The 13,953-nt window shown below is 31.8% G+C and carries 10 protein-coding genes and 1 pseudogene; 8 read left to right on the plus strand and 3 right to left on the minus strand.

What is annotated here, in order from left to right:
- Positions 1 to 40: 40 nt before the first annotated feature.
- Together HX088_RS10570 and HX088_RS10575 are read right to left on the minus strand one after the other, a co-directional pair.
- Positions 41 to 601, minus strand: coding sequence for a TlpA family protein disulfide reductase (locus HX088_RS10570; protein WP_286484126.1), 561 nt, complete (start codon positions 599 to 601; stop codon positions 41 to 43).
- A 68-nt stretch (positions 602 to 669) separates the two neighbouring features.
- Positions 670 to 1,263, minus strand: coding sequence for a thioredoxin family protein (locus tag HX088_RS10575; protein ID WP_286484127.1), 594 nt, complete (start codon positions 1,261 to 1,263; stop codon positions 670 to 672).
- Between the two features lie 111 nt (positions 1,264 to 1,374).
- Here HX088_RS10575 and recG point away from each other — a divergent pair, with 111 nt between their 5' ends.
- The 4 genes and pseudogenes from recG (at position 1,375) to HX088_RS10595 (ending at position 6,172) form a co-directional block, all read left to right on the plus strand.
- On the plus strand, positions 1,375 to 3,480 hold the full coding sequence (gene recG, locus HX088_RS10580; protein ID WP_286484128.1) for an ATP-dependent DNA helicase RecG: 2,106 nt from the start codon (positions 1,375 to 1,377) through the stop codon (positions 3,478 to 3,480).
- Between the two features lie 182 nt (positions 3,481 to 3,662).
- Positions 3,663 to 3,827 (plus strand): hypothetical protein, encoded by a 165-nt coding sequence (locus HX088_RS10585; RefSeq protein ID WP_171622052.1) that lies wholly within the window; start codon positions 3,663 to 3,665, stop codon positions 3,825 to 3,827.
- Between the two features lie 242 nt (positions 3,828 to 4,069).
- Positions 4,070 to 5,593: pseudogene (locus HX088_RS10590) on the plus strand (catalase).
- 60 nt (positions 5,594 to 5,653) lie between these two features.
- Positions 5,654 to 6,172: an ankyrin repeat domain-containing protein gene (locus HX088_RS10595; RefSeq protein ID WP_286484129.1), complete on the plus strand. Its 519-nt coding sequence runs from the start codon at positions 5,654 to 5,656 to the stop codon at positions 6,170 to 6,172.
- A 73-nt stretch (positions 6,173 to 6,245) separates the two neighbouring features.
- Here the strand turns inward: HX088_RS10595 and HX088_RS10600 are convergent, their stop codons facing one another.
- Positions 6,246 to 8,153, minus strand: coding sequence for an AMP-binding protein (locus HX088_RS10600; protein ID WP_286484130.1), 1,908 nt, complete (start codon positions 8,151 to 8,153; stop codon positions 6,246 to 6,248).
- Positions 8,154 to 8,526: 373 nt separating this feature from the next.
- Here HX088_RS10600 and HX088_RS10605 point away from each other — a divergent pair, with 373 nt between their 5' ends.
- The 4 genes from HX088_RS10605 (at position 8,527) to ctlX (ending at position 13,859) form a co-directional block, all read left to right on the plus strand.
- The gene (locus HX088_RS10605; RefSeq protein WP_225539454.1) at positions 8,527 to 10,758 is read left to right on the plus strand and encodes a RelA/SpoT family protein; all 2,232 of its coding nucleotides are present in this window, start codon (positions 8,527 to 8,529) and stop codon (positions 10,756 to 10,758) included.
- Between the two features lie 190 nt (positions 10,759 to 10,948).
- On the plus strand, positions 10,949 to 11,926 hold the full coding sequence (locus HX088_RS10610) for an amidohydrolase family protein (RefSeq protein ID WP_188320001.1): 978 nt from the start codon (positions 10,949 to 10,951) through the stop codon (positions 11,924 to 11,926).
- A 78-nt stretch (positions 11,927 to 12,004) separates the two neighbouring features.
- A complete protein-coding gene (locus HX088_RS10615) occupies positions 12,005 to 12,919 on the plus strand; it encodes a dimethylarginine dimethylaminohydrolase family protein (protein ID WP_286484131.1) in 915 nt (304 codons plus the stop codon).
- A gap of 1 nt (position 12,920) precedes the next feature.
- Positions 12,921 to 13,859, plus strand: coding sequence for a citrulline utilization hydrolase CtlX (gene ctlX, locus HX088_RS10620; RefSeq protein WP_284583717.1), 939 nt, complete (start codon positions 12,921 to 12,923; stop codon positions 13,857 to 13,859).
- Positions 13,860 to 13,953: the final 94 nt, after the last annotated feature.

Below are 13,953 nucleotides of genomic sequence, written 5' to 3' on the forward strand. Positions count from 1 at the left end.
TAATTAAATTAATGACGCTTTATATGTTTTTAGAATGAAATTATTCTGCAACTAATTGATTTAACAGATCATTAATTTCTTTATCGTTCCAATCTCTTGTTTTTGTTTCTTTTAATACAACTTCTCCTTTTTTATTTAAGATGTAAGTAGTTGGAAAAACTTTCGGTAACATATTATTTGATATTGGACTATTTGGCTCATAAACGGGCATTGTATAATTATTTTTTTCCAAAAATGGATTAAAAACTTTCGGTTTATCTTGAATTGTAACCAGTACAAATTTAACTTTTTGTCCTTTTGCCTCATATAATTTCTGAATAGTTGGCATTTCTGCAACACAAGGAGGGCACCAACTTCCCCAAAAGTTTAGAAAAACGACTTCCCCACTTTTTTTGAAATCAAGCAAGTTAGTATTTGTTGCTCCATTATATCCAATCAAATCAATATCATAATCACTTTCTGATAATTCTACATCAGCACCAGCAATGTGGCTATTATCTTCCATTTTATTTTTAAAAAATGTACCAACCGGTGTAAACATTATAGCAACTAAAGCAACTACTACAACGATAGCAAAAATAATTTGTTTATTTCCTTTCATATTTTTTTAAAAAAAATCTTACACAAAGATGCAAACAATTAACAAGTTGAACAAATTGAAAAACCTGATTAATTCGCGATATTTTCGTCGATTAAATCTAAAATTTCATTTACAATATCTTCTCCTTTATTTTTATTATAGAAATGTTGTAAGTCTTCGTGAAACTCATCTGCCGAATATTTATCAGGATTATTTTTAAAACGAGCTAACATTTCCATTCCAGCTTTTGGACGAGGGCCAAAACGAAAAGCTTCTTCATTATCCTCATTTACACCAATAATAATTGGAATAGAAGCAGCTCCATTTGTTTTGTATTTTTCCATTAAATCCATATTCTCATCTCTGAAAATATAATGTGTAGAAACGTTTAAGGCATTTGCAAATCGCTCTACAACTGGTAAAATTTGAGAAGCGTCACCACACCATCCCTCTGTAATAATTAATAATTTAAAATTATTTACAGTCGATTTTATACGTGTTTCTTGAGCAGGATTTAATTTAAGCGTTTTATAAACTCTATTCATACGTTGCAATCCCAACGCATAATATTGCACATATTCTTTCGGATCATCATTTTCGATTTCATTTTCTAACTCATCTTCTACACGTGTGATATAATCTTCGTACGTTAAACCTTTGTTGATGTATTCTTCTAATTTCATTTGTTTATTATTTTATACAAATATAAAGTAATTTTATGAGCTTATTTTGTAACATAGATGACATAGTTTGTCGTTAAAATTTGGTAAATTGCGACTTTCTAAAGTAGAAAAATGTATCAAAATCCATTAAAGAAAACCATAGAATATTTGAAGGGAGCTGGTCCTGAGCGTGCTAAAACACTGCAAAGTGAATTCAGAATTTTTAGATACGAAGATTTGATACAACATTTTCCTTTTCGTTATGTTGATAAATCGAAATTTTATAAAATTTCTGAAATTTCATCTACAGCTGCCGAAATTCAATTAAAAGGCAAAATTGTTCAGTTAGAAGAAATAAATCAAGGTAAAGTAAAGCGTTTAGTTGGGAAGTTTCAGGATGGAACAGGAACGTTGGAATTGGTTTGGTTCAAGGTTTCATCTTGGCAAAAAGAGAAACTAAAAAATGATCTTTTCAAAGAAGTTGTGCTTTATGGGAAACCAAATTTATTCAATAACAATCTTAGTATTACGCATCCTGAGATAGAATTAGTTGAAGATGCTAAGAATATTCCACTTGGTTTATTTCCTATTTATCCAAGCACAGAAAAATTAACGAAAAAAGGAATTACAAATCGAGTTCTTCAGAAAATGATGATGAACCTTTTTGCTGAAAAAATCGATATTCCTGAAAATTTACCTCAAAATGTAATTGATCATTATAAATTAGTTGGTCGAAATGAAGCCTTAAAAGCGATTCATTTTCCAAAGGATTTAACAGAATTAAATGCTGCTATTCGACGTTTAAAATTTGAAGAATTTTTCTTTTTAAATTTAGCTAATCTTTTTCAAAAAGCAGTTAATAAACAAAAGAATAGAAGTAATCCTTTTCCAGAAATTGGTCATTATTTCAATAGGTTTTACAACGAATATTTACCTTTTGAACTGACAAATGCTCAAAAAAGAGTGGTTAAAGAAATTCGCTCTGATCTTCGTCAACCTGCACAAATGAATCGTTTATTGCAAGGAGATGTAGGTTCAGGAAAAACAATGGTTGCATTGTTAACGATGTTGATTGCAGTAGATAATGGCTATCAAGCTGCTTTAATTGCGCCAACCGAAATTTTGGCACAACAACATTATGAAAGTATTACAGAATTATTGAACGGCTTAGATGTTTCTGTTGAATTGTTAACAGGTTCGGTCACGAAAAAAAGGCGTCAACCAATTCTTGAGAATTTAGAAAATGGAAATCTAAAAATCATTATCGGAACACATGCCTTATTAGAAGATAACGTTATTTTTCAGAATTTAGGATTAGCGATTATTGATGAGCAACATCGTTTTGGTGTGGCTCAACGTGCTAAATTTTGGCGTAAAGCTAAACTTCCACCTCACATTCTAGTGATGACAGCAACGCCAATTCCTCGGACATTATCTATGACAATGTATGGCGATTTAGATGTTTCTGTGATCGATGAGTTACCAAAAGGTAGAAAGCCAATAAAGACTCTTCATAAAACAGATGCGCATCGGTTAAGTGTTTTTAAATTTATAAAAGATGAAATTGCCAAAGGTCGTCAAATATATGTTGTTTATCCGTTAATTGAAGAGTCTGCAAAATTAGAGTTAAAAGATTTGATGGATGGTTACGAAAGTATTTCGCGTGCTTTTCCTTTACCAGAATATGGAATTAGTATAATACATGGAAGACAGAAACCTGCTGATAAAGAATTTGAAATGAATCGTTTCAAAAATTATGAAACACAAATATTAGTTGCAACAACTGTGATAGAGGTGGGCGTTAATGTGCCTAATGCTTCGGTAATGATTATCGAAAATTCTGAACGATTTGGACTTTCTCAACTGCATCAACTTCGTGGACGTGTAGGGCGAGGTGCAGAGCAATCCTATTGTATTTTGATGACAGGAGGAAAATTGAATGACGTTTCAAAACGTCGAATTCAAACGATGTGTCAAACCAATGATGGGTTTCAGGTAGCAGAAGTAGATTTGGAACTACGAGGTCCAGGCGATATGATGGGAACGCAACAAAGTGGTGTTCTAAATCTTAAAATTGCTGATTTGTCAAAAGATAAAGAAGTGTTGTATGCAGCAAGAAAATGTGTTGAAATTATCTTAAATCAAGACCCGACTTTGTCATCACCAATTTATCAAAATACAAAAAAATATTTTATTGAAAATCATAAAGATAAAGTAGGTTGGAGTCAAATTTCTTAAAATTTAACGTTAAATAAATACGTGATATATTTTTTGGTATAATATGTGATAGTTTAAAAATGAATTTATAAATATCGCGTATTATAGGAAACTTTTAATTTTATTAAGTATGTTAAGATGAATTAACAAAATATTTATTTTTTAACATAATATTAGCGTCAACCAAAAAACACACACAGATTATGATGTACACAAATTTAGAACTTATTAGAACTCCACAAGGAATAGAGGTTGAAGGAAACTCATTATGGAAGTTTAATCAACATTTGAATGTAATGATTTTGATCGCTAATGAATCAATAAAAATAAAACCAACAGTTTCGTTTCAACGTTTCAGAAAATATTAATCCATATAATAGGTAAACCGCTGTATAGCGGTTTTTTTTATGAATTTTATAAATCAACAGTTCTGGTATAGTATTAATTTATTAATCTATTGTAAAATAATATATCTACGATTTGAGTTGACTAATTTGTTGAGATTTAATTATTATAAAAATTAATTATATCTAATAGATTTTATTTATAGTTTGACTGGTTATAGTTTTGTGGTGTCTTAAAATAATAAATAAAGATTAAAACTATAATTATGATCAAAAGAAGTTTCGTACTAGGATTAGCTTTTCTATCTACTGTTGCATTTTCACAACAATTAACTACAAATACAGGGGCTCCTGTTGGAGATAATCAAAACTCTAAAACATTAGGCAATAATGGGCAAGTTTTATTAGAAGATATTCATCTCATTGAAAAATTAGCAGCTTTTGACCGAGAGCGTATTCCAGAACGTGTTGTTCATGCGAGAGGAGCTGGAGCTTTTGGTGAATTTGTAGCAGAACAAGATTTTTCTGAGGTTACTATGGCAGATTTCTTATCACAAGCAGGAAAAAAAACACCATTATTTGTACGTTTTTCAACGGTAACTCATTAACAAGGTTCACCAGAAACCTACCGTGATCCACGTGGTTTTGCAGTGAAATTTTATACGGAGCAAGGTAACTACGATTTAGTTGGAAATAATTTACCAGTTTTCTTTATTCGTGATGCGATTAAATTTCCAGATATGGTACACGCTTTCAAACCTTCTCCATTAACAAACGGTGCTTCTGACCCTAATCGCGTATTTGATTTCTTTTCTAATCTTCCAGAATCGACACATATGTTAACCTGGTTATTTTCTGATTACGGAATACCTGCGAATTACCGTCAGATGGAAGGGAACGGTGTGCATGCTTACAAATGGGTAAATAATAAAGGTGAAGTGACGTATGTAAAATACAAATGGAAGCCTCAACAAGAAGTGAAGAACTTAACACAGCAAGAAGCAAACGAAATTCAATCTACAGCTATTGAACATGCAACGTTGGATCTGCATCAAGAAATTGAGAAAGGAAATTTTCCAAAATGGGATTTATATGTTCAAATGTTAAAAAGAGAAGATTTTGAACGTTTAGATTTCAATCCTGTTGATGTCACAAAAGTTTGGCCAGAATCTATAGCTAAATTAATTAAAGTTGGAACAATGACGTTGAAAGAGAATCCGACAAATTATTTTCAACAAGTAGAGCAAGCTGCTTTTGCGCCTGCTACATTAGTACCAGGTATCGAAGCATCGGAAGATAAATTGTTACAAGGTCGATTATTTTCTTACACAGATACACAGCGTCACCGTTTAACAGGGAATTTTCAACAAATCCCTGTAAATGCAGCAAAAACTCAAGTCAAAACATACAACCAAGATGGTTATATGTCATTACGTGAACAAAAAGGTGATGTAAATTATCAACCATCGACAAATGTTCCTGAAGTGGTAGATAACGCAAAATTCAATTATTCAAAATCAGTTTTTCCTGCAGGAACGACAACTACTCAGCATGTGATTGATAAAGAAAATAACTTTGCACAAGCAGGTGATTTGTATCAATCTTTTTCTAAGAAGGATCAAGAAAATTTAATTAAAAATTTATCAGGAGCATTAAATACAGTGAAAAATAAAGTTATCGTTCACAAAATGATTGCCCATTTTTATCAAGCAAATAATGAATATGGTACACGTTTAATGAAAGCAACCAATACTTCTATAAATGATGTAAAACAATACTTACCAAAATAATAAATTAATGGATTGGAGTCGATTGGTTTTGACTCCATGACTTTCTGAAAAATAAAATATATGAAAAAATTATTCTTAGCATTCGTCTTTTTTCTAACAACTTACACAGTAATTGCACAAGATTTATATACTGCGTCAAGAGAGAATGATATTGCATTAATCGAACAATTAATTACAAAAGGTGCAGATGTTAATCAGGCTAATGATAGAGGTTTTACTCCTTTGATTTTAGCGGTTTATAATGACAACAAGGAAGCGGTTTTGTCCTTGTTAAAAAATGGAGCGAATCCAAATGCTCAGGATAAATCGGGTAACAATGCCTTGATGGGAGTTGCGTTTAAAGGTTATCAAGAAATGGTAGATGTTTTATTAGCTCACCAAGCAGATGTAAACCAAGTTAATTTTAATGGAGCTACTTCATTAATTTTTGCAGTTACGTTTGGTAGAAATGATATTGCTAAAAAGTTGATTGAAAAAGGTGCAGATCTTAATATTAAAGACTTTAATGGAAGGACAGCAAAAGATCATGCGTTATTGCAAGAAAATAAAGAAATGATTGAATTGTTAACAACAATGTAATCAATAAGTTTAATTCATAAAAAAAGCAGTAATCCAGAGATCACTGCTTTTTGAATAGTGAATGGAAAAAAAATTATGAATTTGTAGAAGTAAAGGCTGCGCCGATACTTCTTCTTGTGAATTCATGTATTAACTCGTCTAAAACAGACCCGTCTTCTATTGTAGAAGGAATTGTAAATGGTGTTCCATCTGCAATTTGAGTTAAAGTTTTACGCAAAATCTTACCACTTCGAGTTTTTGGTAAGCGATCAACTTTAATCGTTGTTTTATAGCATGCTATTCCTCCAATTTCTTTACGTAACAAAGCAATTAAATCTTTTTCAATTTCTTCTTCAGTTTTTGTTGCGTTTTCTTTTGTAACAATAAATCCGATTGGAACTTGACCTTTCAATTCATCTTTTATTCCAACAACAGCACATTCCGTTACATCAGGATGAGAAGAAACTAATTCTTCCATTGTAGCTGTGCTTAATCTGTGTCCTGCAACATTTATAATATCATCTGTTCGACCAGTGATAAAGACAAATCCATTTTCGTCTTTGTAACCACCATCTCCTGTTAGATAATGATCAGGAAATTGTTGAAAATATCCTTTAATAAATCGGTGTTCGTTTCGCCATAAACTTGCCATACATCCAGGAGGAAGTGGAAGTTTGATTACAATAGGCCCTTCTTCATTTACATCATTTTCGATTCCTTCCTCGTTTACGATTTTGATGTTGTATCCAAAAACAGGAAGTCCTGCAGCGCCAGGTTCTGGCATTATTTCTTGTAATCCTGCACATATACCTAACATTGGCCATCCACTTTCTGTTTGCCACCAATGATCAATAACGGGACGTTTCGAAATTTCTTTTAACCAATAATATGTAGAAGTATCGCATCGTTCTCCAGCTAAAAACAGACGTTTTAAACTCGTTGTATCATATTGTTGAAATAATTTTCCTTCTGGATCCTCTTTTCGTATTGCACGAATTGCTGTTGGAGCAGTAAATACATTTTTTATTTTGTATTCTTCAACCATTCGCCAAAACGCACCAGCATCTGGAGTTTTGATAGGTTTACCTTCATATATAACAGTTGTTACGCCATAAATCAAAGGAGCATATACAATATAAGAATGTCCAACAACCCATCCGATATCACTTGCTGTAAGAATCGTGTCACCAGGTTCTAAATCATAAAAATATTTCATGGTTGAATTTAGAGCGGTTGCGTAGCCACCTGTATCACGAACAACACCTTTAGGAGTTGAAGTTGTACCAGATGTATACAGAATATATAATGGATGTGTACTCGGAACTTCTATTGGTTCTACAGGTTCGTGTTTATACATTTCATCGTATGTATGTACATTAGCTGCAGATAAATCGTCGCTGTGATTTGGACGTTCGAAAATGATAATATCTTTTGGTTTATATATCGTTAAATTAATAGCTTCATCAATTAAATGTTTGTAATTGATTTGACGGTTAACTTCTACACCATAAGAAGATGAAATAATGACATCTGGTTGAGCGTCATCAATTCTAATCGCTAATTCTGGAGCAGCAAAACCTCCGAATACCACCGAATGTATTACACCAATTCTTGAACATGCCAACATAGCTACAATAGCTTCAGGTATCATCGGCATATAAATAATGGCTGTATCGCCTTTCGTTAGTCCTAATGAAGTTAATCCACCTGCAAAACGACTAACTTTATCTAATAATTCGTTGTATGTTATTTTCTGTTTAACTCCAGTTACGGGTGAATCATATATTAACGCATTTTGTTCGCCACGACCAGCTTTAATATTTTCCTCTAAAGCCAAACGGCTCATGTTGATTTTTCCATCTAGAAACCATGAATAATAGCCATTTTCATTTTTTCTTAAAATTTCTTCAGGGTAAGTTGACCAAGCCAATTTGTAAGCTTCCTTTTTCCAAAAGAGTTCGGGTTCTTCAATACTTTTTGAGTATAAAGTTTTGTAATCCATTTGTGTGTGTGTTGTGTTTTATTTGTTGCGGTAAATTACGAATTGTTTTTATTTGATAAATTATTATTTGATTAATTATTTTAAGACATAGAAAATATTTGTATTTTTAATAAATTTTAAGACGTTTGAATGAGTAAATGTTAAAAACATCAGTTAAAAATCGTTAATTCTTATCAAATTGATAGTGTGTCAAATACACATTAAAAATCAATTCAATGTTATTTTCTTAAATTTACAATTTAAATAAACAAAATAACAGATGTATAAATAGAAAATATCGTATATTTATTTGAATAAAAGCGGATAAATAAAGGTTTGACTAACTTTTTTTAACAATAATATAAAATACTAATTTTACCATAAATATAGATAAATGACGCCTCACGTTATTACAAATGAACAATTAGAAAAAGAGAACATCGAAATAACAAGACGTTATAAAGAGATGCTTCAAAATACATATGTCACGCTGTCCGATGACGATAAAAAATTAGTTCGCAAAGCATTTGATTTGGCTGTTGATGCGCATAAAGATCAACGCAGAAAAACTGGAGAACCTTATATTTATCATCCAATAGCTGTTGCGAAAATAGTTGCTGACGAAATTGGACTTGGAGCAACCTCTATTGCTGCTGCCTTAATGCATGATGTTGTAGAAGATACTGATTATACTTTAGAAGATATTGAGAAACTTTTTGGGAAAAAGATTGCTAAAATTATTGATGGATTAACAAAAATAGCAGTTTTAAATAAACAAGATGTTTCCATTCAATCAGAAAATTACAAAAAGCTTTTATTGACTTTGTCAGAAGATGTTCGTGTTATTTTGATTAAAATCGCAGATCGTCTCCACAATATGCGTACACTTGAAAGTATGCGAGAAGATAAACAGTTAAAAATTGCTTCTGAAACGATTTTTATTTATGCACCTTTAGCACATAGAATGGGATTGTATAACATCAAATCTGAATTAGAAGATTTGAGTTTAAAATACACCAAACCAGATGCATACTACAATATTGAGCATAAATTAACTGAAACTGAAGCAGAAAGAAAAAAATACATTGATGATTTCTGTAAATTAATCTCAGAAAAATTAGAAGCCGAAGGGCTGGAGTTTGAGATTAAAGGGCGTTCAAAATCGATTAATTCTATTTATAGAAAGACAATAAATCAAGGAATCCCTTTCGAAGAGGTGTTTGATTTATTTGCTATTCGTGTCATTTATCGTTCGGATAGAAAAAATGAAAAATTCTTAGCTTGGAAAATCTATTCTTTAATTACGGATATATTTATACCAAATCCTAAACGTATGCGCGATTGGATTTCTCAACCAAAAACAACAGGTTACGAGTCGCTTCACGTGACTGTGATGGGACCACAAGCACGTTGGGTTGAAGTTCAGATTCGTTCCGAAAGAATGGATGAAGTAGCAGAGATGGGGATTGCTGCACATTATAAATACAAAGAAAATGTCTCAAACGATGAAACGAAAGTAGATGAATGGATTCACCAAGTTCGTGAAATGTTAGAGCAAGAAGATACAAAAGATGCAATTGAATTTATGGACAATTTCAAATTCAATTTGTATTCAAAAGAAATCTATGTTTTTACGCCAAAAGGAGATTTGCATTCGCTACCAAAAGGAGCAAGCTCGTTAGACTTCGCCTACTCAATTCACTCGAATGTTGGTGATCACTGTTTGGGAGCAAAAGTCAATGGAAAATTGTATCCTTTATCGCATCAATTACAAAGTGGAGATCAAGTAGAAATTATTACTTCGACGCAACAAAAACCAAAATTAGAATGGTTAGATTATGTCGTAACAAGTAAAGCGAGAAGTAAAATTAAAGCTTCTTTAAATTCGGATAAACGTAAAATTGCCGATGAAGGAAAAGAAATTATTCAACGTAAATTGAGACACTTAAAGGTTGATTTTAATGAAAATACAGTTAATCAGTTACAGCAATACTTTAAGTTAGGTTCAAGTATGGATGTATTTTATAATGTTGCTATGGGAATTATAGACAACAATGATTTACGTAAGTTCGCAGAACGAAATTCTGGTTTTACTGGTTTAATTAATCGATTTAGAAAATCAACATTCAATACAACGAAGAAAGAAGATATTCCTGTTGATAAAACAAAATTAGATAGTCTTGTTTTTGGAAACGATGAGGAACGTTTAGATTATGAATTAGCAAGCTGTTGTAATCCAATTGCAGGAGATAAAGTATATGGATTTATTACCGTTTCGAAAGGGATAAAAGTACATAAAGTTGATTGTCCTAACTCTGTTTCGTTACAAGCAAATTATGCTTATAGAATTATTAAGGCTAAATGGATTGATTCTTCTCAACAAGAATTTAAAGCACTGATTGAACTTCAAGGATTAGATCGTTCGGGAATGGTAAGTGATATTACATTGGTGATTTCGAAAAATAATTCCTTGAATATGCACAGTATTAATTTGTCTGAAGATGCAGGTATTTTTGATGGAAAAATTACAGTTTCTGTTAAAAATAAAGCAGAATTAGAAAAAATTATGATGGAATTAAAGAATATCGAGGGAATTCAATCTGTTAAGAGAACATATAAAAATTAGTTTTAGTCGAAATTAATCCAAATCGTTAAGATAGAAAGAGTAAAACAAAAAATCCAACTTAATGTTGGATTTTTTTATTTGCTGAGGTTACTAACAAAGGCACAAAGTTACACAAATCTTTTTGATAAAATCGCTTCATTTCTGTTGAATAATCTTGTTAATTTTACATCCCGAAAACAAACAACTCACGATGAACAGACAAAACTACAATCCGATCGAAGAAGTACTTGAAAGAATCAAAGAAAAAGGAGGTTGGGTTAATACACATTCACATTTAGACAGAGCTTATTCGTTAACTTCGGACACTTTCGCTTTATCAAATTCATATTTAAAAGAAAAATGGCACTTAGTTGATGACATGAAACGTAATTCATCTGTTGATGACATTTATTTCCGTATGGAAAAAGCGATTAATTTTATGTTAGAGCAAGGTTGTCAAGCAATTGGTTCTTTTATTGATGCAGATGAAGTGATCGAAGATCGTAGTATTCAAGCCGCTCAGCGCTTAAAAGATAATTACGGGAAAGACATCGAAATGCGTTTTGCAAATCAAGTGTTGAAAGGTGTTATTGAACCAAAAGCACGCGAATGGTTTGACATGTCTTCTGATTTTGTGGATATTATCGGTGGTTTACCAGCCAAGGATTTTGGTAGAGAAGAAGAGCATTTAGATATTTTATTATCTACAGCAAAGGCAAAAAATAAATTGGTTCATGTACATGTCGATCAGTTTAATACCGATGAAGAGATTGAAACAGAGCAGTTAGCATTGAAAACAATAGAACACGGAATGCAAGGAAAAGTTTCAGCAGTGCACTCTATATCTGTTGCGGCGCATCCCCGAAAATACCGTTATGAGTTATATGATTTAATCAAAAAAGCAGATATGCACATTGTATCTTGTCCAACTGCTTGGATAGATCACAATCGTACAGAGCGTTTAGCACCTTCTCATAATTCAATTACGCCTGTTGATGAAATGATTCCAAGAGGAATTAATGTTGCATTTGGAACAGATAATATCAATGATATTTACAAACCTTTCTCTGACGGACATTTACTTACAGAATTGCGTGTAATGTTAGAATCTTGTCACTTCTATGATGTGGAACAACTTTCGAATATTGCAACAGTAAATGGCTTGAAAGCTTTAGGAATTAAAAAATAAAATGTATATTTATACAGAAATTAAATCTCGCTAATTGCGGGATTTTTTTTGAAAAAAAATAAAAAAACCACAAAAAATATGCGATTAAATGTACAGAATGAAACGGCACAGCTACAAACTGTAGTTTTGGGTCGAGCAGAATCTAATGGAGTTAATCCAACACTTGATCAAACTTTCGATGCAAAATCTTATGAAACTGTAAAAAATAATGATTATCCCAAAGAAGAAAAATTGATTGAGGAGATGTCAGAATTTGAACAAGTTTTAAAAAAATATGAAGTAGAAGTTTTACGTCCAACTTTAATAGAAAATTGTAATCAAGTTTTTTCTCGTGATGTCGGATTTGTGATTGAAGATGAATTTTTTATAGCGAATATTATTCCAGACCGTTTTGAAGAATTGCAAGCTTATCGCGATATTAAACGTTTGTTTAAAGGGAATAAAATCAATGCTTTACCTGAAGAAGTATATGTAGAAGGTGGAGATGTTATTTTGTATAACGATTATATTTTTGTCGGAACTTACAAACAAGCTGATTTTAAACATTTCAAAACTGGACGTACAAATGTTCAATTTGTAGAGTATATCAAAGCTAAATTTCCAAATAAGAAAGTCTTAGATTTCGAATTGAAAAAGAATGACCAAGATCCGTACGAAGGTATTTTGCATTTAGATTGCACGTTTAATCCTGTTGGAAAAGACAAAGCAATTATTTACAAAGACGGATTCTTATTTGAACATGAATATCAGCAAATAGTTGATATTTTTGGAAAAGAAAATCTTTTCGAAGTAACGAAAGAAGAAATGTATTGGATGAATCCAAATGTTTTTTCTATTTCTCCTGAAGTAGTCGTTTCTGAGAAAAATTTTACGCGTTTAAATGATCATTTAGAAAATGTATGGAATATAAAAGTTGAACGGATTAATTACCGAGAAGTCTCTAAAATGGGAGGTTTATTAAGATGTTCGACTATGCCTTTAATCCGAAAATAACATGAAACAAAAACAATATACATCAACTATTTTAATGGTTGAACCGACAGCTTTTTACTACAATCCAGAAACAGCTGTTAACAATTATTTTCAAACCGAAACAACAGAATCGCACGAAGATATTCAGAAAGAAGCTTTGTCAGAATTCCAAGGAATGGTTTCGGCTTTACGCTCAAAAGGAGTTAATGTCATTACGATAAAAGATACCGCTTCACCACATACGCCAGATTCGATTTTTCCAAACAATTGGATTTCTTTTCACGATAACGGAAATGTTGTCTTATATCCAATGTTTGCAAAAAATAGAAGAGAAGAACGTCGCGAAGAAGATGTATTGAGCTTATTAGAAGAGAAAGGATTTCACATCGAAGATGTGATTGATTTTACATCCGCTGAAGAGGATGAGATTTTCTTAGAAGGAACAGGAAGTATTATTCTTGATCGCGAAAATGAATTGGCTTATGCTTGTGTTTCTCAACGTACAGATGAGGATTTGTTAATTGAATTTTGTGAGGAATTAGAATATACACCAGTTATTTTTCAAGCCAATCAAACAGTAAACGATGAGCGTAAACCTATTTATCACACTAATGTAATGATGTGTATAGCAGATAAATATGCGATTATTTGTTTGGATTCTATCGATGATAAGAAAGAAAAGAAAGCGGTTTGCGAGTATATTTTAGAATCTGGAAAAGAGATTATTCCAATTACAGAAACGCAAATGCATCAATTTGCTGGAAATATGTTGCAAGTTGGTGGTTTAGGACAATCATATTTGGTAATGTCGCAGACAGCTTATAATTCATTAACAGAAGATCAAATTTCTAAGATTGAAAACTATAATCCAATTTTACCTGTTAAGATTGATTTGATTGAAAAATTAGGAGGAGGAAGCGCTCGATGTATGATGGCAGAGGTATTCTTACCAAAAAAATAAATAGTTAAAAGGCTACAATTAGACTGCACCCAAAAGTTTGGACAGATTAAAAATTAATAATTATAAAAATGAGTTCGATATTGTATCGGGCTCA

It is taken from the genome of Empedobacter sp. 225-1, from assembly GCF_030328185.1.
In the GTDB taxonomy this organism is placed as follows: domain Bacteria; phylum Bacteroidota; class Bacteroidia; order Flavobacteriales; family Weeksellaceae; genus Empedobacter; species Empedobacter stercoris.